Below are 19,501 nucleotides of genomic sequence, written 5' to 3'. Positions count from 1 at the left end.
GTACGGCACGCCGCGATGCTATCCGGGCCGCTCAGATCCCCGTTCCCGTACGGCGCAGGACGCGCAGCGAGTCCGTGACCGACACCTCGGTGAACGCTCCGGACTCCAGGGCCCGCAGATACACCCGGTACGGGGCCTGGCCACCGTGCGCGGGATCGGGGAACACGTCGTGGATCACGAGCAGGCCGCCCTCGGCGACATGCGGCGCCCAGCCCTCGTAGTCGCCGTTCGCATGCTCGTCGGTGTGGCCGCCGTCGATGAACACGAAGCCGAGATTCCCGCCCCAGACCGCCGCGACCTGCGGGGACCGGCCGACGAGCGCCACCACGTGGTCCTCGAGCCCGGCCGCGTGCAGGGTGCGGCGGAACGTCGGCAGCGTGTCCATCCGTCCGACCTCCGGGTCCACGACGGTCGGGTCGTGGTACTCCCAGCCCGGCTGCTGCTCCTCGCTGCCCCGGTGGTGGTCGACGGTGAGCGCGCTCACACCCGCCGCCCGGGCGGCATCGGCGAGCAGGATCGTGGACCGCCCGCAGTACGTTCCGACCTCCAGCAGCGGCAGACCGAGCGTGGCGGCGTCGGTGGCGGCCGCATGCAGGGCGAGCCCCTCGACCACCGGCATGAACCCCTTGGCGGCCTGGAAGGCGGCGAGAATCTCGGGCTTGGGCTCGGCGGCCACGGGGTTCCTCCTGGCGGTACGGGGATCGAACGGCGCCCCATGGTGCCGTACGGCCTGGTCGGCGGTGTCGGCGGGGGTCGCAGGCGGGACGGTCCTCCGGGCGGGACCGCCCTCTCGGCCGCTCACGGCGCACCGCCCTCCGGCGCTCTCTCAGCCGCTCACGACGGCACCGCCGCCCGGCGCACCGATGCGTCGGCCGTCAGTACGAGGTCGACCTCGACCGGAGCGCCGGTCGCCGGGTACGCCGTCGGCACGGCACGTGGCGCGTACCCGGTGGCGGAGCCGGCCAGGACGAAGGTCCCGGCGGACGGGGCGGCCAGGGCGTACCGGCCGGCGTCGTCCGTGACGGTGAGCCCGGCCTGCCGTCCCGTCCGGTCGATCAGCGTGACGTTGGCGCGGGCCACAGGTGTGCCGTCCGCCTCCAGCACCCTGCCCCGGAAGCCGGCCGGACCGGCGTCCGGACGCGAGGCCTCCTGGGCGGGCGCCGCCTCGTCCGTGCTGCTCGCCAGCAGTACCGGCCGCATCGCCTCGCGCTGCGACGGCAGGAACGCGGCCAGCACCAGGCCGATCACCACCGCACCCGTAGCGATCATGAAGGAGGTCCGGAAACCCTCCATCGAGGGAACCGGCACCGGCCCCGTCCGCACCGAGGTGTTGGCGAGCACCATGCCGATCACGGCGCTCGACACCGATGTCCCGATCGACCGCATCAGTGTGTTCAGACCGTTGGCGGCGCCCGTCTCCGACGGGTCGACGGCCCCGATGATCAGCGCGGGCAGCGAGGAGTACGCGAGTCCGATACCGGCCCCGAGCACCACCGCGATCACCACGGTCTGCCAGGCGGCGCTCAGCAGACCGAGCCCAGCGCCGTAACCGATCGCGATGACCAGCAGGCCGAGCATCAGAGACACCTTGGGCCCGCGGCGGGCGGACAGCCGTGCGTACAGCGGGGCGACGAACATCATCGTCAGACCCAGCGGCGCCACGCACAGCCCCGCCACGACCATCGACTGCCCGAGGCCGTACCCGGTCGACACCGGAAGCTGCAGCAGCTGCGGCAGGACGAGCGAGACCGCGTAGAACGCGACGCCGACCATCACCGAGGCGAGGTTGGTCAGCAGCACCTCGCGCCGGGCCGAGGTCCGCAGATCGACCAGCGGAGCCGGGCTGCGCAGCTCGAAGAGCCCCCACAGCACCAGGATCACCAGGGACGCGGCGATCAGCCCGAGCGTGCCGGCCGAGGTCCAGCCCCAGTCGCTGCCCTTGGTGATCGGCAGCAGCAGGCAGACCAGCCCGAGCGAGAGCCCGAGTGCACCGGGCAGATCGAAGCGGCCGGGCGCGCGCAGCGAGGTCTCCGGTACGGCGAGGACGGTCAGCGCCATCGACAGCACCCCGAGCCCGGCCGCGCCGAAGAACAGCGTGTGCCAGTCGGCGTGCTGGGCGACGAGCGCGGCGGCGGGCAGTGCGAGTCCGCCGCCCACCCCGATCGAGGAGCTCATCAGCGCCATCGCCGAGCCGAGCTTCTCGCGCGGCAGCTCGTCGCGCATGATGCCGATGCCCAGCGGGATGGCGCCCATGGCGAAGCCCTGGAGCGCCCGCCCCACGATCATGACCATGAGTTCATCGGTGAAGGCGCAGATCAACGAGCCGATCACCATGACGGCGAGGCTGGCGAGCAGCATCTTCCGCTTGCCGTAGAGGTCGCCGAGCCTGCCCATGATCGGCGTGGCGACGGCACCCGCGAGCAGCGTCGCGGTCAGGACCCAGGTGGCGTTGGACGGATCGGTGTGGAGAAGGGCGGGCAGGTCCTTGATGACGGGGACGAGCAGGGTCTGCATCACCGCGACGGTGATACCCGCGAAGGCGAGAACGGGGACGACACCGCCACCCGCCCGGTCCTTGCGCGGATCGGGGAGCGGCTGCTCCCCGGCGGGCTGATCGTTCGGCGTCTGCGGCATACGTGCGGCCTCCGGGCAGCGGAAGAGGAAAGAGGGAGGTGGAGTGCGGTCCTGCGGCGGGCAGCAGCGACCGCCAAGTGTGTGCACTCTGAACGCTTCCGGATGTCCGTCGTATTCCGGTGAACGCGGCGCGAACAGGACATGGCGCGATACGTGGCCGGAAGCCCGCGGCCGTCTGACCTTCCGTCAGAATGAAACGTGTTCTACTCTTGCGCCGTTCCAGTGGCCGCGACCGGCGAGGATCCGCAATGGGCATCGCAATCACCCGAGAACAGAGGGAGTTGGCGCAGTCCGTACGGGGGTGGCTGGCGCGCGCCGTACCGCCCGAGGAGGTCCGCGGACTCCTCGACGCGAGCGCCCCCGGCGTGCGCCCCGGCTGCTGGGACGGGCTCGCGGAACAGGGCCTGCTCGCCCTCCACCTGCCCGAGGAGTACGGGGGAGGGGGCGGCACACTCCTCGACCTCGCCGTCGTCCTGGAGGAGGCGGGACGGGCCGCACTCCCCGGCCCCTACCTGGTGACCGTGCTCGCCTCGGCGGTGCTCGGTACGGCGGTGCCCGGTGCGGCAGAGGTGAACGCTCTCGTACGCGCCCTCGCGGCCGGTACCCGCATCGCTGCCGTCGCCCTCGGCCCCGGCAACCTCACCGCCGTGGAGAGCGAGGACGGCCACCGCCTCGACGGCGTCGCCCCGTCCGTGCTCTCCGCAGCCGAAGCCGACCTGCTCCTGCTCCCCGCGGAGTCGGCCACCGGCATCCTCTGGTTCGCCGTCGACTCCACCACCGAAGGCCTGACCGTGCGCCCGCATCCCGGCGCCGACCCCACCCGCCCCACCGCCGAGGTCCGGGCCGACGGCGTCCACGTCCCCGCCGGCCGGGCCGTCCGCACCGATTCCGGGACCGTACGCGATCTCGCCGCCGTCCTGTTCGCCGCCGAAGCCTGCGGCACCGCCGCCTGGGCGCTGGACACCGCCGTCGCGCACGCCAAGGTCCGGGAACAGTTCGGTCGCCCCATCGGCCAGTTCCAGGGCGTCAAGCATCTCTGCGCCGACATGCTCGTGCGCGTCGAGCAGGCCCGCGCGCTCGTATGGGATGCCGCCCGCGCGGCGGACGAGACCCCGCAGATACGCGGACTGGTCGCCGCCCTCGCTGCGGGCACCGCGCTCGACTCCGCGTACGGCTGCGCCAAGGACTGCATCCAGATCCTGGGCGGCATCGGCTTCACCTGGGAGCACGACGCCCACCTCCATCTGCGCCGGGCCCTGGTGGCACGGCAGCTGCTGGGGACCGGGGACGCCCACCGGCTGCGGGCCGCCCGGCTGGCCGAGCGCGGCGCGCGGCGCGAACTCGCGCTGGAGCTTCCCGCCGAGGCCGTACGCCATCGCGCCGAGGCGCGCCCGGTCGTCGCCGCCGCCCGGGGACTCGACCCGAAGGCGGCCCGCCGCGCCCTCGCCCCGACCGGCTACGCCGCCCCGCACCTGCCCGCCCCGTACGGCCTGGGTGCCGGCCCCGTCCAGCAGCTCGCCGTACAGGAGGAGCTGAAGGAGCACGGTGTGAAGGTGAGCGATCTCGGCATCGCCACCTGGGTGGTGCCGTCCCTCCTCGCGTACGGGACACCGGAGCAGCAGGACCGCTACCTCCTGCCCACCCTGCGTGGCGAACTCCTCTGGTGCCAGCTGTTCTCCGAACCCGGCGCCGGTTCCGACCTCGCCTCGCTCCGTACGAGGGCCGAACGGACCGCCGAGGGCTGGCGAATCAACGGCCAGAAGGTGTGGACGAGCGCCGCCCAGTGGGCCGACCACGGCATCCTGCTCGCCAGGACCGACCCGGACGCGCCCAAGCACCAGGGGATCGGCTACTTCCTCGTCGACGTGAAGAACACCGAGGGCATCGACATCCGTCCGCTGAAGGAGATCACCGGCGACTCCCTCTTCAACGAGGTGTACTTCGACGACGTCCTGCTCCCCGCGGACGCCGTCGTCGGCGGGATCGGCGACGGCTGGCGGGTCGCCCGCAACACGCTGGGCAACGAACGTGTCCACATGGCCGACCAGATGACCTTCGACACCGGGCTGGAGGCGCTGATCGCCCGTTCCGGTGAGCTCGACGACAGCTGCCGGGCCAGGATCGGCGCCCTGGCCGCCGAGGCGCACGCACTCGCCTGCATCGGACTGCGGACCACCCTGCAGCAGGTCTCCGGACTGGAGCCGGGCGCCGGGGCGTCCGTACGCAAACTCGTCCAGACCACCCACCAGCAGAAGGTCGCCGAACTCGCCCTGGAACTCCTCGGCCCGGCCGGTGCGACCGCCGAGGGGGCCGCGGCACGGGCCCTGCACGGCTTTCTGATGTCCCGCTGTCTGACCATCGCGGGCGGCACCACCCAGGTCCAGCTCAATGTCGTCGCCGAGCGCATCCTCGGCCTGCCCCGGGACCCGTGACCGCGGGCCCGGCCGGGTCCGCCGGCGCCGGGCCGGCTTCGGCAAGCTCAACAACGTCCGCGAGACCACCGGGATCTGCCGCACCGCGCGCACGATCGTCGGCGCGAACGGCATCTCGCTGGAGTACGCGGTGATCCGGCACATGAACAACCTGGAGTCCGTCCTCACCTACGAGGACACCACGGAGATGCACACCGTCGCTCTCGGCCAGGCGCTCACCGGTCACGCGGCCTTCCGCTGACCGGGCACCGCTGCCATCATCTGACGCATCGTCAGATGAGTCGGACAGTGGCAGCGGCCCGGGAGGAAGACCATGAAGGCGTACATCGTCGGTGTCGGGATGACGAGGTTCGAGAAGCCCGAGACACGCGACTGGCAGTACTGGGACATGGCGAAGGAGGCCGGGACGGCAGCGCTCGCCGACGCCGGGATCCGCTACGAGCAGGTGCAGCAGGTCGCCGTCGGCCACTGCTTCCAGGCCTCCACGGCCGCCCAGCGTGCCGCGTACGAACTCGGACTGACCGGCGTACCCGTCTACAACGTGAACAACAACTGTGCGACCGGCTCCACCGCACTGATGATGGCCCGCCAGTTCGTCGAGGGCGGCAGCAGTGACTGCGTCCTCGCCCTCGGCTTCGAGAAGATGGCGCGCGGGGCGCTGGGGGGCGGATCCACCGGCGGCGACTTCGCGACGTCCCCCGTGGCCCGCCACTACGGGATCATGGCGGCCGCGCACGGCTTCGAGAGGACCCCGCCCACCGCCCAGATCTTCGGCAACGCGGCCCGGGAGCACATGGAGCGGTACGGGACGACCGAGGCGCAGCTCGCCGCGGTCGGCGCCAAGAATCACCGGCACTCGGTGAACAACCCGTACGCCCAGTTCCAGGACGCGTACACGGTCGACGAGGTCCTCGCCGCCAGGACCGTCCACCGCCCGCTGACCAAGCTCCAGTGCTCGCCCACGTCGGACGGGGCGGCCGCCGCCGTCGTCGTGTCGGAACGGTTCGCCGAGCACCACGGGCTGGGGGACCGGGCGGTCGAGATCGTCGCTCAGGCCATGACGACCGACACCGCCGACTCGTTCGCCTCCGGCACCTGCATCGACGCCGTCGGGCAGCCCATGTCGCGGGCCGCCGCCCAGCAGGTGTACGAGAAAGCCGGCCTGGGCGCCGCCGACCTCGACGTCATCGAGCTGCACGACTGTTTCTCGATCAACGAACTCCTCACCTACGAGGCGCTCGGCCTGTGCGGCGAGGGCGAGTCCGGCAAACTCGTCGAGTCCGGAGCCACGACGTACGGCGGCCGCTGGGTCGTCAACCCGTCCGGCGGGCTGATCTCCAAGGGCCACCCGCTCGGCGCCACCGGTATCGCCCAGGCCGCCGAACTCACCTGGCAGCTGCGCGGCGAGGCGGGCGCCCGGCAGGTGCCGTCCGCGCGGGTCGGACTCGCCCACAACATCGGGCTCGGCGGGGCGGCGGTGGTGACGCTGCTCGCGTCGGGCGTGGTCGGCGGGTGAGGAGGGGCGGGTCCTCGGAGCCGGCCCTCTACAACCACCCCTGCTGCCGCGCCGCCCGCACCGCCTCCATGCGATTGCGCGTCCCCGTCTTGCCGATCGCCGACGACAGATAGTTGCGTACCGTCGACTCCGACAGATGCAGCTTCGCAGCGATGTCCGCGACCGTCGCTCCGTCCGCCGACGCGTTCAGCGCGTCCCGCTCCCGCACGGTCAGCGGGCTCGGTCCCGCACTGAGGGCGGCCGCGGCAAGAGCGGGATCGATGACCGTCTCGCCGGTCAGCACCCGGCGGATGGCCGCCGCGAGTTCCTCGACGGGGCCGTCCTTGACCAGGAAGCCCGCCGCCCCGGCCTCCATCGCCCGGCGCAGATAGCCGGGCCTGCCGAAGGTGGTGAGGATCAGCACCCGGCAGTCCGGCACCTCCTCGCGCAGATCGGCGGCGGCGTCCAGCCCGCTGCGGCCCGGGAGTTCGATGTCGAGGAGTGCCACATCGGGGCGCGACACCAGCGCGGCGTCCACGATCTTGTCACCGGCGGCCACCTGGGCCACCACCTCGATGTCCGGTTCCAGGCCGAGCAGCAGGGCGAGCGCGCCGCGCATCATGCCCTGGTCCTCGGCGAGCAGCACGCGCACGGACCTGGCCGGCCGGTGGTCCTGGGGCATCTCGTTCACCGGCCCAGCGTAGGGGGTGGGGCGGGGCACTCCGCGGCATCCGCCGCGTCCACGGCGTCCGTCGTGTCCACGGCGTCCGTCGTGTCCACCGGCAGTTCCGCGGCGACCACGAAGCCGCCGTCCGGACCGGGGCCCGCCGTCAGCGAGCCGCCGGCCGCGGCAAGGCGTTCGGTGAGGCCCTTGAGGCCGGTGCCGCCGATGCCCGGAGCGGGCGGTTCGGCGGCCTGCCCGCGGCCGTCGTCGGTGACGGTCAGCCGGACCCGTTCGACCGTGCCGTCGACCACGAACGAGCAGGTGGTCGCATTGCTGTGGCGTACGACGTTGGTCACCGCCTCCCGCACCACCCAGCCCAGCAGCGCCTCCGTCTGCGGGGCGAGCGGCGGTCCCGAGCGGCGGACCACCGGTTCGACCCCGGCGGCCGTCAGTGCGGACCTGGCCCGGTCGAGCTCGGTGGCCAGACTCCCCTCGCGGTAGCCGGTGACCGCCTCCCGGATCTCGGTGAGGGCCTGGCGGCCGACGGACTCGATGTCGGCGACCTGGAGCAGCGCCGCGTCGATGTCGCGCGGGGCCAGCCGGCGCGCGGCCTCCGACTTGACGACGATCACGGAGAGCGTGTGCCCCAGCAGATCGTGCAGATCCCTGGAGAAGCGGAGCCGCTCCTTCTCCACGGCGGTCCGGGCCAGTTCCTGCCGGGTGGCGCGCAGTTCCGTCACGGTCTCCGACAGGGTGAGGATCGCGGCGGTCACGGCGCCCGAGATGAAGGTGCCGTATCCGATGGTCCACGGGTCCGAATCGCCGCCCGCGCGCCAGACGGCGATGAGGCTGGCGGCGATCGCGAGGCCGAGCAGACCGAGCGCCAGCTGCCGGTGGCGCAGGATCGTGCCGCAGGCGAGCGAGAGCAGCGGGAAGAACAGCAGCCAGCTGCCGCCGTAGCCGATCGCCAGACCGAACGTGACCACGGCCATCACAGCGAGCAGCACGTACGACGCCGGGCTTTCACGCTTCTCCCTGACGAACCCGCGGAACACCACGGAGATGTACAGGGAGTTGAATGCGAGCAGTCCGAGACCGCCGATCCAGGGGTTCGGGGTCTCACCCTGGAAGAGGTTGGAGAAGGAGCCCAGCCCTATCAGCAGCCAGGGCAGCAGGGCATACGGGCCGGGCGGCCCGAGGCGCCCTTCCTCCCGGTGGCGTCTGTGCCGTTCTCTGCGCGATTCGGATCCGTTCCGGGTCATGCTCGCTCCGCTCATGCCGTCCTCGCGGACCGACGGTACGAGACGACGGCGTACACACCGAACAGCAGGAGCCACCCGGCGAGCACGGCGATCGTCCCCGCGGACGGTGCGTGGCCGCCGGTGGCCGCCCAGCCCAGGTCGGCGAACCGGTGGGCGGGGGTGTACGAGCCGATGCTGCGCACCCACGAGGGGAACTCGGAGAGCGGGAACCACAGCCCGCCGACGATCGCGAAGCCCATCAGAGCGGCCATGTTGACCACTCCGGTCGCCTGTGGGGTGAGCCGGTAGCCGTTGCCGATGCCGAGCAGGGTGAACGGCAGGGCGCCGATCCACAGCAGCAGCGTCAGGGCGATCCACTGTCCGGCTTCCAGCCGTACGCCGTTGACCAGCGCCCCGGCGAGCAGCACCGCCAGGACGGTGGGCAGCACGGTCACCGAACCGCTGATCGCGCGGCCCGCGACCACCCGGGACGGGTCGAGCGGCGTGATCCGCAGTTGCTGGAGCCAGCCGAGGGACTTGTCGGACGCGACGCCCGTACCGATGGACATGGCGGCGCCCAGTGCCCCGTACGCCGCCATGCCGACCATGGACATGACCTTCCACTCGGCCGCGTCGTCGCCGCCCCCGCCGAGGTTGGTGAAGAGCAGATACATCAGCACCGGCATCCCGATCCCGAAGATCACGAAGAATCCGTCGCGCAGGGTACGGCGGATCTCGAGCACGATGTAGGGAAACATCAGACGGTCTCCTTCTCCGAGAGGGGGGCGGGGGTGGTCAGTGAGAGGAACGCGTCCTCGAGCGTGGGCCGGGTGACCTGGAGGTCGCGGATCCGGCCGAGGCGGGCCAGCTCGATCACCGTGGCGTCCGAGTCGTCCGTACGCAGCAGGGCACGGTCCCCGCGGACCTCGACGGCGTTGACGCCGGGCAGCAGTTCCAGGCCCTCGGTCGGTCCGCCCGCCAGGTCGAAGGAGACGTGGCTGCCGCCGACCGACTCCTTGATCCCGTCCCCGCTGCCGTCGGCGACGATCCGGCCGTGGTCGATGACGACGATCCGGTCCGCGTTCTCGTCGGCCTCCTCCAGATAGTGCGTGGAGAAGAGGACCGTGTTGCCGCGCCGTGCGTAGCCCCGCATGGAGTCCCAGAACGCGCGCCGGGCCTCGACGTCCAGGGCGGCGGTCGGCTCGTCCAGGACGATCAGCTCCGGGTTGCCGGCCAGCGCGACGGCGAACCGGACGCGCTGGACCTGCCCGCCGGACAGCTTGTCGACGCGCCGGTCGGCGTACGCGGCGACCCCCGCCAGGGCCAGTGACTCGGGGACCGGCATGGGGTTCGGGTAGGTGGAGGCGACGAAAGCGATCAGTTCGCGGACCGTCACCCGGGGGATGGGACGCCCGTCCTGGAGCATGGCGCCGACCCGGCCGGCCCGTACCGCCTGCTCGGGGGTCCGGCCGAGCAGCTGCACACTGCCGGAGTCCGGCTCGTCGAGTCCGAGCAGAAGGCTGATGGTGGTGGACTTGCCCGCGCCGTTGCGGCCGAGCAGGGCGACGGTCTCGCCGCGTTCGACGGTCAGGTCGATCCCGTCGACGGCCCGCACGGTCCGTTCCGCCCGGCCGAAGGTCTTGACTGCCCCGGTGAAGATCACCGCGGGCCCGTTCCCCGTTGTCTTTTCCATGCCCATGACGCTACGGACCCGGGGGCTGTCCCGGCAGAGGCGCATGTACGGACTCCGTGATGACAAATGTCATGGCCGGTACCGGCCGTCGCGCCTTGCAGGACAACGGATCTGACGAGTGGTCAGCAGGCTTCACAACTGTGGGGAGCTGCGTTATACATAGGGCCAACCGGCTAGAACGCGTTCTAGAACGAGTGCGCCGGCCGGCCCCGTACGACCTCGGTGCGGCCGACGGTGCGGACGGCCGCACCGAGGTCTTCCCACCATCAAGGAGCAGCTTCCCCATGCCCATTGATGCCGCAAGGGCGGTAGCCGCCGAACCCCGGACCGCCGAGATCTCCTGGGACCACAAGGACGTCCAGCTCTACCACCTGGGACTCGGCGCAGGCGTTCCCGCCACCGACCCCGGCGAACTGCGCTACACCCTCGAGTCGAGGCTCCATGTTCTGCCCAGCTTCGCCACCGTCGCGGGCGGCGGCATGGGCGGCTTCGGCGGACTGTCCTCGCCCGGGATCGACATCGATCTGGCCGCCGTGCTCCACGGCGGCCAGACCGTACGGGTGCACCGGCCTGTGCCGGTGACGGGCAGGGCCGTGCAGACGTCGAGGGTCGCGGCGGTGTACGACAAGGGCAAGGCGGCCGTCGTCGTCCTGCGTACCGAGGCCGCCGACGACGACGGCCCGCTGTGGACCAACGACTCCGAGATCTACGTGCGCGGTGAAGGCGGCTTCGGCGGCGAACGCGGCCCGTCCGGACGGCAGGGCGTCATAGCCGTGGTCCCGGACCGTACGGTCGAGCGGCGCATCCGCGAGGACCAGGCGCTGCTCTACCGGCTTTCCGGTGACTGGAACCCGCTGCACGCCGACCCCGAGTTCGCCGTGAAGGCGGGCTTCGACCGGCCGATCCTGCACGGGCTGTGCACCTATGGCATGACGCTCAAGGCCGTGGCCGACACGCTGCTCGACGGTGATGTGACCCGCATCCGCTCGTACCGCACCCGGTTCGCCGGGGTGGTCTTCCCCGGCGAGACCCTCCGCATCCGGATGTGGGCCGGGGAAGGCCATGTCGGCGTCGCCGTGACCGTCGTCGAGCGCGACGACGCACCGGTCCTGGCCGACACGTTCGTCGAACACTCCTGAATCACGCCACGATCCGAGGGGAGCCGCACCATGCGCGCAGCCGTACTGCACGAGATAGGGCAGGACAAACTGGAGGTCCTCGACGACGTCGAGGCGGTGGGCTTCGGCCCCGGCAAGGTCAGGCTCCGCATCCGGGCCACCGGACTGTGCCACTCCGACGTCTCGGCGATGAACGGTGTGCTGCCGCAGCCCGCCCCCTTCATCCCGGGCCACGAGGGTGCGGGCGAGGTCATCGACATCGGTGACGGTGTCTCCGGACTGAGCACGGGGGACCGGGTGGTGGTCTGCTGGCTGCCCGCCTGCGGGGCGTGTCCCGCCTGCAAACGCGGCCAGACGCAGCTCTGCCTGGCCGGCTTCATGAACGCGGGCACCCCCAACTTCAAGCGCCCCGGCGGCGAAGTGTTCGGCTTCGCCGGCACCGGCACCTTCACCGAGGAGGTGGTCGTCGACGCGGGCTGCGCGGTGCCGATCCCCGACGACGTGCCGTTCGAGATCGCCGCGCTGATCGGCTGCGGGGTCACCACCGGGCTCGGCGCCGCTATCAACACCGCGCAGGTGGAGGCCGGTTCGTCGGTCGCCGTGATCGGCTGCGGCGGGGTGGGCATCGCCGCGATCCAGGGCGCCAGGGTCCAGGGCGCAGCCCAGATCGTCGCCGTCGACCCGGTCGCGTCCCGGCGCGAGGCGGCTCTGCGGTTCGGTGCGACCGAGGCGGTCGCGCCGGACGGACTCGGCGACGCCAGGCAGCGGATCACCGGCGGCGAGGGCTTCGACTACGTCTTCGAGGTCGTCGGCAAGTCGGCCACGGCCCGCACGGCGTACGAGAACACCCGGCGCGGCGGAACGCTCTGCATCGTCGGCGCGGGTGCCATGGACGACAACTTCCAGGTCAACATGTTCGAGCTGTTCTTCGACGAGAAGCGGATCCTGCCGTCCATGTACGGGGGAGGGGACGTGCTGCGGTCGTACGAACGGGCCATCGCGCTGTGGCGGGCCGGCCGGATCGACCTCGAATCGATGATCACCCACCGGGTGCCGCTCGCCGGGATCAACGACGCCCTCGACCAGATGAGGACCGGCGAGTCGCTCCGCACCTGCATCGAACTCTGACGGACCGCCCCTCACCGTGCCCCGAAAGGACTTCGAGGTTCCGATGTCACAACCCCTTCCGCTGGACGGGCTGTCCGCGATCGTCACGGGCGCGGGCCGCGGCCTCGGGCGCGCCGAAGCGCTGGAACTGGCGAGGCTCGGCGCGGCCGTCGTCGTCAACGACTACGGACAGCCGGGCCGCGACGGCTCCGGCGAGGCGTCCGCGGCCCCCGCCGAGGAGGTCGCCGAGGAGATCCGTGCGGCGGGCGGCCGGGCGGTCGCCCACCTCGGCGACGTCTCCGACCATGCGCAGGCCCGCGCCCTGGTCGAGCTGGCCGTCAGCACGTACGGCAAGCTCGACATCCTGGTCAACAACGCGGGGATCCTCCGCGACCGGATGATCTTCTCCATGACCGAGGACGAGTGGGACTCGGTCGTCCGGGTCCACCTCAAGGGCCACTTCAACACCACCCACTTCGCCGCGTCCCACTGGCGCGCCCGCTCCAAGGAATCCGGCGGACCGGTCTACGGCCGGATCGTCAACACCTCGTCCGAGGCGTTCCTCGCAGGCTCGGCGGGCCAGCCGAACTATGCGGCGGCCAAGGGCGGCATCGTCGGCCTCACCACGTCCACGGCTCTCGCCCTCGCCAAGTACGGCGTCACGGCCAACGCGATCTGCCCGCGGGCCCGCACGCGGATGACGGAGGACGTCTTCGCGGGCTTCGAGGAACCGGCCGACGGCCGGCTCGACCCGCTGGCCCCCGAGCACGTCTCGCCGCTGGTCGGTTATCTGGCGTCGCCGTCGGCGGCCCGGGTCAACGGCCAGCTGCTCGTGGTGCACGGCGGAATGGTCGCGGTCGTCGAACGCCCCAGGGTGGCGGTGAAGTTCGACTCGTCGAAGGAGACGTTCTCGTTCGACGAGCTGGACGAGCTGATCTCTGCGTACTACGAGGACCGCCCGGCGAACGAGACGTTCGCGGCGGCGGAGGTGCTCGGTCTGAAGCGGGGGTGAGCCCCACGGAAGGCGCGGGACAGGAAAGGGCCTCCGCGGCGCAGTCATGTGCCGCGGAGGCCCTTCCCTCCCTCGTCGAGTTATTGCGGCCGGGCCGCCCTGCTGCGCTCCCCGGCGGGGCGCCGGTGGCGACCGTGCGGCTGTACGTCCGTGCTCTCCATCGACACACCCCCTCGGTGCTTTCCGGAGCCGCCGGCGTCGGCCCGATCGGCGTCCGCCCCCGGCGGACGCATCTGGGTCGTGTCGGTTCGGGCTTCAGACATGTGGGAAGTCACCCCGTTGTGATCGCTTGCGTGTATGTCACCGGGACCAGCACGCCGCCGCCCGACGCGGTCACCGTCGGCAACCGCCCCGATTGGCTGCGTAGCCCCCAGGCCCGGAATCCTAGACGGGAGCCGTACGCCCCACGAGAGGCGCCTGCCCCAGGGGAACCGGCTTACACACTGCAGGAGGCGTGGCAGCCGCGGACGGTTGCATACCGCTTTCCGCGGCCGCCACCCACGCCGGCCCGACGCCGGGTTTCTCGTCCACCGGCGCCGCCACCAGGGCCACCCCGCACGGCACGTCCCCGTTCGCGTACGGCAGCTTGAGCACACCGTCCCTGGTCCACAGCCCCGACCCGGCCAGCCACCCCTCGGGAACCGGGAGTTGATGCAGCCGACGCCCCGCCGGGCGCCACACCCCGACCCAGCTGCCGGCCGCCCCGTCGATCCGCAGCGCCACCGCACAGCTCTCCGGCATCAGCACCTGCCCCGGCTGCACGGCGAACGGCGTCACCGCCACATCCGCGGGCCGCAGACACTCCGGGAAGCGCACCGGCAGGGAGCTGCCGAGCACGCCCCACCCGAGCCGGTCGTGTCCCGGCGCGTCGGAGCGGATCAGCAGCAGCCCGCTGTCCGGTTCGGCGAGCAGCAGCCGGTCGTTGCTGTCCGGCGCGATCTGCAGCAGCGGCGTCACCTCGCCGCCCCGCCCCAGGTCCACGGCGACCGCCTTCACGGGCCCGCCGCCCACCGGCTCCCGGTCCAGGGCCAGCATGTGCCCCGTCCGGTCCAGCCACGCCCCGCCGGAGCACCGCCCCGGAATATCGGCGACGCGCTCCGGCCCGAACACCCCGCCGGCCACCAGCCAGACGGCGGTCGACTGTTCCCCGACCGAAAGCGCGTACGCATGCGAGCCGTCCGGAGAGGGCGGCAGCAGGGTCAGGGGCGCGTCGTTCACGCATTCGACGGCACCGAGCGGCAGTTCGCCCGTCCCGGGGCCGGTCGGATAGAGCAGCGAGAAGGTGTGACGGTCCGCCACCCGCCGCCGGATCAGTACGCGGCCGTCGGAGAGCGGCAGTACCTCGGAGTCCGGTTCCTCCGGCTGTCCGAGGGGGAGCGGCACGGCGTACGGCTCGTACCCGTCGAGTGTCCAGCGCTCGGGGAACCAGGAGGCGGCGCCGGCCGCTCCGGAGCGTGTGAGCCGTGCGGCGTACGAACCGTCGGCGGCGATGGTGAACGTGCCGGCCCGTGCGGCGACTCCACCGGCAGCACTGGCCGTAGCCAGGGCGCCCGGCCCGCCAGGGGCACCCGGCTCAGCCGTCTCGCCCGGCCCGCCGTCTCCCGCGGGCGCCTTCGCCCCTGCGGACGCGTCCGCCCGTGCGGGCGCACCCACCCCCTCGGGCCTCTCCGCCCCCGATGACCCCCGTGGCCCCCCGGCCTTCTCCCGCCCTGCGGATGCCTCCGCCGTCTCCCGCCTCTCGGGTTCTTCCACTTCTCCCGCCTCTTCCGACGTGAGGCTCACCGTCGTGGCGGCCCCGGTGGTCTCGCCCTCGATGGCACAGGCAGTCATGTGCTCGTCACCTCCGGCAACCGAAGCTAGTTTTCGCACTTCCTGCCGGACAACACGGGCACTGCCACTTCACACATAAGGGTGGCGATGCCCGCATTCACCTGAGAGTGAGGGGGCGGTTGTGCTCCCGACCTGGCGGATAGCTAAGGTTAGGCATTCCTAAGCATTCCCTGTGAGTCCTTCAACTGGAGCAAGTGAGTACGTGATGTCGATACGACGCCGCAGCACCGCAGCAGTCGGCCTGGCAGTTGCCGCCGCCCTCGCCCTCTCGGCATGCGGCAGCGACGACAGCGGGAAGACGGACGACTCGGCCAAGTCCGGCGGCGACCAGAAGGCGGCCGTCGCGACGGGCGGCAAGGACTTCGGCGACGCGGCGAAGAAGACGGCCGGGTACGGGACGGACGCCGCGGCGGGCCAGTTCCCGCGGACCCTCACCCACGCCATGGGCAAGACCGAGCTCAAGTCCGCGCCGAAGCGGGTCGTCGTGCTGGACGTCGGCGAGTTCGACAACGTCGTCTCACTCGGTGTGAAGCCGGTCGGTTACGCCCCCTCCGAGGGTGACGCGGCCATTCCCTCGTACCTGAAGAAGGACGCGGGCGACCCGAAGAACGTCGGCACGATCAACAACCTCAACCTCGAGGCGATCGCGGGGCTGAAGCCGGACCTGATCCTCGGCAGCCAGCTGCGTGCCGCCGACAAGTACGACCAGCTCTCCAAGATCGCGCCGACCGTGTTCTCCATCCGTCCTGGCTTCACCTGGAAGGAGAACTACCTCCTCAACGCGGCGGCGCTGGACAAGACCGCCAAGGCGAAGAGCGAGCTGGCCGCGTACGAGAAGAACGCCGCGAAGCTCGGCGAGGACATCGGCCCCGACAAGCCGACCATCTCCATGGTCCGCTACCTGCCGGACCGGATCCGTCTCTACGCCAAGGCGTCGTTCATCGGCACGATTCTCGAGGACGCCGGTCTGCCGCGGCCCAAGAACCAGCAGATCAACGACCTGGCCGCGGAGATCAGCCCGGAGAAGATCGACGAGGCGGACGCCGACTGGATCTTCACCGGTGTCTACGGCGACCCGAAGGCCACCAAGCGCGACACCACCCAGTCCAACCCGCTGTGGAAGAACCTGAAGGCGGTCAAGGAGGGCCGGGCGAAGGACGTCCCGGACGAGACCTGGTACCTCGGCCTCGGTGTCACGGCGGCGAACATGGTCCTCGACGACCTGCGCGCGGACCTGGTCAAGTAGCGACCGCGCACAGCGGTGACCGCCACCGGAACGGTACGTGACGGCACGTGACCGAATGCGGCCGGCCGGTCGCGGGTCACCCACAGGTATCCACAGGCCATCGCAGTCATGGGCAGCGGGGCACGGACGGAAGGTAGCCTTTCCTCCGTGCCCCGTCTGTCTGAAGTCCTCGCCGCGCTCGACGCCCTGTGGCCCCCCGCGCGGGCCGAGGGGTGGGACGCGGTCGGCACGGTCTGCGGAGACATCGACAATCCGGCCGCCGAGGTCGACCGCGTGCTCTTCGCCGTCGACCCCGTCCAGGAGGTCGCCGACGAGGCGATCAAGCTCGGCGCCCAACTGATCGTCACCCATCACCCGCTCTATCTGCGGGGGACGACGACCGTCGCCGCCGACACCTTCAAGGGCCGGGTCGTGCACACCCTCATCAAGCACGACATCGCCCTGCACGTCGCGCACACCAACGCCGACACCGCCGAGCCCGGAGTCTCCGACGCCCTCGCCGGCGCCCTGGACCTGCGCGTCACCGGCCCCCTCGTCCCGGACCCGACCGACCCCAAGGGCCTTCGCGGCCTCGGCCGGATCTGCGAACTGGACCACCCCGAGACCCTGCGCGAGTTCGCCGCCCGCGCCGCGGCCCGGCTGCCCGCCACCGCGCAGGGCATCCGCATGGCCGGCGACCCGGAAGCCGTCGTGCGTACCGTCGCGGTCAGCGGCGGCTCCGGCGACAGCCTTTTCGACGCGGTGCGCGCCGCGGGCGTCGACGCCTTCCTCACCGCTGATCTGCGCCACCACCCGGCCTCCGAGGCCGTTCAGCAGTCCCCGATCGGCCTGATCGACGCCGCGCACTGGGCCACCGAATGGCCCTGGTGCGAACAGGCCGCCGCGCAGCTCGACGCGATTTCCGACCGCCACGGATGGGGCCTGCGGGTCCATGTCTCGAAGCAGGTCACCGACCCCTGGACCACCCACCACTCTTCTGGAGCCCCCAACTGAACGCCGCGCCCGCCGACCAGATCCGACTTCTCGACGTCCAGGCCCTCGACGTACGGCTGTCGCAGCTCGCCCACAAGCGAAAGTCGCTGCCCGAGCACACCGAGATCGAGTCGCTCACGGCCGACCTCGCCCAACTCCGAGACCTGCTGGTCGCCTCGCAGACCGAGGAGAGCGACACCGCCCGCGAGCAGACCAAGGCGGAGCAGGACGTCGACCAGGTGCGCCAGCGCGCCGTCCGCGACCAGCAGCGGCTGGACTCCGGCGCGATCACCTCGCCGAAGGACCTGGAGAGCCTGCAGCGCGAGATCGCCTCGCTGGCCAAGCGCCAGGGCGACCTGGAGGACGTCGTCCTCGAAGTCATGGAGCGCCGCGAGTCCGCGCAGGAGCGCGTCACCGAGCTGACCGCACGCGTCTCCGCCGTCCAGGCCAAGGTCGACGACGCGACCGAGCGCCGGGACGTCGCGACGCGTGCGCTCGACGAGGAGACCGCGAGCGTCACGAAGGAGCGCGAGATCGTCGCCGGCTCCGTACCGGCGGACCTGCTCAAGCTGTACGACCGGCTCCGCGCCCAGTCGGGCGGGGTGGGCGCCGCGCGCCTGTACCAGCGCCGCTGCGAGGGCTGCCGGCTGGAGCTGAACATCACCGAGGTCAACGACGTGAAGGCGGCGTCCCCGGACACGGTGCTGCGCTGCGAGAACTGCCACCGCATTCTGGTCCGTACGGCGGAGTCGGGCCTGTAATGACGCAGTCCCGCCAGTTCGTCATCGAGGCCGACGGCGGCTCCCGGGGCAACCCGGGGCCCGCCGGTTACGGCGCGGTCGTGATCGACCAGGTGACGGGGGAGACCCTCGCCGAGGCCGCCGAGTACATCGGCGTCGCGACGAACAACGTGGCCGAGTACAAGGGCCTCATCGCCGGCCTGAAGGCCGCGAAGGCGCTGGTGCCGGACGCGTCGGCGGACGGTGCGCTGCAGGTGCGCGTCCGGATGGACTCCAAACTGGTCGTGGAACAGATGTCGGGCCGCTGGAAGATCAAGCACCCCGACATGAAGCCGCTCGCGGCGGAGGCGGCGCGGATTCTTCCGGCGTCCGCGGTCACCTACGAGTGGATCCCACGCGAGAAGAACAAGCACGCGGACCGGCTCGCCAACGAGGCGATGGACGCGGGCAAGCGGGGCAAGCAGTGGGAGCCGTCGGCGTCGACGGCCGCCCTCGACACGCCCCGTGCGCCCGCCCTCGACCTGCCGCCGGTCGAGGGTCCGCCCGGTGACGCGGCGGCGGGCGCGGCGAAGGCACGGGCGGCGATGTCCACCCGCCGCGAGCCCGCGGCCACCCCGCAGGTCGGCTGGAGCGCCACCGCGGACCTCGGCGCACCGGCCACGTTCGTCCTGCTCCGGCACGGCGAGACGGCCCTCACGCCGGAGAAGCGGTTCTCGGGCAGTGGCGGCAGCGACCCGGAGCTCTCGGCAGCCGGCCGCCACCAGGCCGAACGTGTGGCGGAGTCCCTCGCCGCCCGCGGCACCATCCAGGAGATCATCAGTTCCCCGCTGCGGCGCTGCCGCGAAACAGCGGCGACGGTGGGGGCCCGACTGGGCCTGCCCGTCCAGATCGAGGACGGCCTGCGCGAGACGGACTTCGGGGCGTGGGAGGGCCTGACGTTCGCCGAGGTCCGTGAACGTCACGGCGCCGACCTGGACGCCTGGCTCGCCTCCACGCGAACGCCCCCCACGGGCGGCGGCGAGAGCTTCGCCGAGGTTGCCCGCCGGGTCTCGGCCACCCGGGACCGCCTGACCACCCGCTGCGCAGGCCGCACGGTGCTCCTGGTCACCCACGTGACCCCGATCAAGACCCTGGTCCGCCTGGCCCTGGGAGCCCCGCCGGAATCCCTGTTCCGGATGGAGCTCTCGGCGGCGTCGCTGTCGGCGGTGGCGTACTACGCGGACGGCAACGCCTCCCTGCGTCTGCTGAACGACACGTCGCACCTGCGGTAGGGACCGGGGCTTCCCGGGTGGGGGCGTGAGGCGCTCCGGCTTCCGC

General features: G+C 71.8%; 17 protein-coding genes and 1 pseudogene. 10 read left to right on the top strand and 8 right to left on the bottom strand.

Features of this window, described 5'->3' with window-relative positions; translation table 11 throughout:
* Positions 1-31 precede the first annotated feature (31 nt).
* Together LRD69_RS08570 and LRD69_RS08565 are read right to left on the bottom strand one after the other, a co-directional pair.
* Entirely contained in the window at positions 32-676 is a 645-nt protein-coding gene (locus LRD69_RS08570; RefSeq protein WP_277325957.1) for a class I SAM-dependent methyltransferase, read from the bottom strand.
* Between the two features lie 158 nt (positions 677-834).
* Positions 835-2,634 carry an MFS transporter gene (locus LRD69_RS08565; protein WP_277325956.1) on the bottom strand — a complete coding sequence of 600 codons (1,800 nt, stop codon included), beginning with the start codon at positions 2,632-2,634 and terminating at the stop codon, positions 835-837.
* 248 nt (positions 2,635-2,882) lie between these two features.
* Between LRD69_RS08565 and LRD69_RS08560 the strand changes: the two genes are divergently transcribed.
* The 3 genes and pseudogenes from LRD69_RS08560 (at position 2,883) to LRD69_RS08550 (ending at position 6,582) form a co-directional block, all read left to right on the top strand.
* Positions 2,883-5,066, top strand: coding sequence for an acyl-CoA dehydrogenase (locus tag LRD69_RS08560; protein ID WP_277325955.1), 2,184 nt, complete (start codon positions 2,883-2,885; stop codon positions 5,064-5,066).
* A gap of 37 nt (positions 5,067-5,103) precedes the next feature.
* Positions 5,104-5,307: pseudogene (locus tag LRD69_RS08555) on the top strand (acyl-CoA dehydrogenase); the annotation flags it as partial.
* A gap of 72 nt (positions 5,308-5,379) precedes the next feature.
* Positions 5,380-6,582, top strand: coding sequence for a lipid-transfer protein (locus tag LRD69_RS08550; RefSeq protein WP_277325954.1), 1,203 nt, complete (start codon positions 5,380-5,382; stop codon positions 6,580-6,582).
* A 28-nt stretch (positions 6,583-6,610) separates the two neighbouring features.
* Here the strand turns inward: LRD69_RS08550 and LRD69_RS08545 are convergent, their stop codons facing one another.
* Genes LRD69_RS08545 through LRD69_RS08530 form a run of 4 tightly spaced genes read right to left on the bottom strand, consistent with a single transcriptional unit; the run spans position 6,611 to position 10,159 of the window.
* Positions 6,611-7,243: a response regulator transcription factor gene (locus LRD69_RS08545; protein WP_277329670.1), complete on the bottom strand. Its 633-nt coding sequence runs from the start codon at positions 7,241-7,243 to the stop codon at positions 6,611-6,613.
* Positions 7,244-7,248: 5 nt separating this feature from the next.
* Positions 7,249-8,487: a sensor histidine kinase gene (locus tag LRD69_RS08540; RefSeq protein WP_277325953.1), complete on the bottom strand. Its 1,239-nt coding sequence runs from the start codon at positions 8,485-8,487 to the stop codon at positions 7,249-7,251.
* An 11-nt stretch (positions 8,488-8,498) separates the two neighbouring features.
* On the bottom strand, positions 8,499-9,224 hold the full coding sequence (locus tag LRD69_RS08535; RefSeq protein ID WP_277325952.1) for an ABC transporter permease: 726 nt from the start codon (positions 9,222-9,224) through the stop codon (positions 8,499-8,501).
* A complete protein-coding gene (locus tag LRD69_RS08530; protein WP_277325951.1) occupies positions 9,224-10,159 on the bottom strand; it encodes an ABC transporter ATP-binding protein in 936 nt (311 codons plus the stop codon). The genes LRD69_RS08535 and LRD69_RS08530 overlap by 1 nt, the downstream gene beginning before the upstream one ends.
* A 284-nt stretch (positions 10,160-10,443) precedes the next feature.
* Between LRD69_RS08530 and LRD69_RS08525 the strand changes: the two genes are divergently transcribed.
* From LRD69_RS08525 to LRD69_RS08515, 3 genes are read left to right on the top strand one after another with little or no spacing between them, the layout of a single operon-like run.
* Positions 10,444-11,298: a MaoC/PaaZ C-terminal domain-containing protein gene (locus LRD69_RS08525; protein ID WP_277325950.1), complete on the top strand. Its 855-nt coding sequence runs from the start codon at positions 10,444-10,446 to the stop codon at positions 11,296-11,298.
* 30 nt (positions 11,299-11,328) lie between these two features.
* Complete coding sequence (locus LRD69_RS08520; protein WP_277325949.1) at positions 11,329-12,405, top strand: Zn-dependent alcohol dehydrogenase; 1,077 nt, start codon at positions 11,329-11,331, stop codon at positions 12,403-12,405.
* 43 nt (positions 12,406-12,448) lie between these two features.
* Positions 12,449-13,396 (top strand): 3-oxoacyl-ACP reductase, encoded by a 948-nt coding sequence (locus tag LRD69_RS08515; protein ID WP_277325948.1) that lies wholly within the window; start codon positions 12,449-12,451, stop codon positions 13,394-13,396.
* 80 nt (positions 13,397-13,476) lie between these two features.
* Here LRD69_RS08515 and LRD69_RS08510 read toward each other — a convergent pair whose 3' ends face one another.
* Both LRD69_RS08510 and LRD69_RS08505 read right to left on the bottom strand, forming a co-directional pair.
* Positions 13,477-13,659 (bottom strand): hypothetical protein, encoded by a 183-nt coding sequence (locus LRD69_RS08510; protein ID WP_277325947.1) that lies wholly within the window; start codon positions 13,657-13,659, stop codon positions 13,477-13,479.
* A 121-nt stretch (positions 13,660-13,780) separates the two neighbouring features.
* On the bottom strand, positions 13,781-15,226 hold the full coding sequence (locus tag LRD69_RS08505) for a hypothetical protein (protein WP_277325946.1): 1,446 nt from the start codon (positions 15,224-15,226) through the stop codon (positions 13,781-13,783).
* Between the two features lie 205 nt (positions 15,227-15,431).
* Here LRD69_RS08505 and LRD69_RS08500 point away from each other — a divergent pair, with 205 nt between their 5' ends.
* From LRD69_RS08500 to LRD69_RS08485, 4 genes are all read left to right on the top strand, one after another.
* Positions 15,432-16,472 (top strand): iron-siderophore ABC transporter substrate-binding protein, encoded by a 1,041-nt coding sequence (locus LRD69_RS08500; protein ID WP_277325945.1) that lies wholly within the window; start codon positions 15,432-15,434, stop codon positions 16,470-16,472.
* A 147-nt stretch (positions 16,473-16,619) separates the two neighbouring features.
* Positions 16,620-17,465 (top strand): Nif3-like dinuclear metal center hexameric protein, encoded by an 846-nt coding sequence (locus tag LRD69_RS08495; protein ID WP_277325944.1) that lies wholly within the window; start codon positions 16,620-16,622, stop codon positions 17,463-17,465.
* Positions 17,462-18,205, top strand: coding sequence for a C4-type zinc ribbon domain-containing protein (locus tag LRD69_RS08490; RefSeq protein WP_277329669.1), 744 nt, complete (start codon positions 17,462-17,464; stop codon positions 18,203-18,205). Before LRD69_RS08495 ends, LRD69_RS08490 begins: the two co-directional genes overlap by 4 nt.
* Positions 18,205-19,455: a bifunctional RNase H/acid phosphatase gene (locus LRD69_RS08485; RefSeq protein WP_277325943.1), complete on the top strand. Its 1,251-nt coding sequence runs from the start codon at positions 18,205-18,207 to the stop codon at positions 19,453-19,455. Before LRD69_RS08490 ends, LRD69_RS08485 begins: the two co-directional genes overlap by 1 nt.
* Positions 19,456-19,501 lie beyond the last annotated feature (46 nt).

It is taken from the genome of Streptomyces sp. JH14, assembly GCF_029428675.1.
Taxonomy (GTDB): domain Bacteria; phylum Actinomycetota; class Actinomycetes; order Streptomycetales; family Streptomycetaceae; genus Streptomyces.
This window is presented reverse-complemented; position numbering and strand designations above follow the sequence as displayed.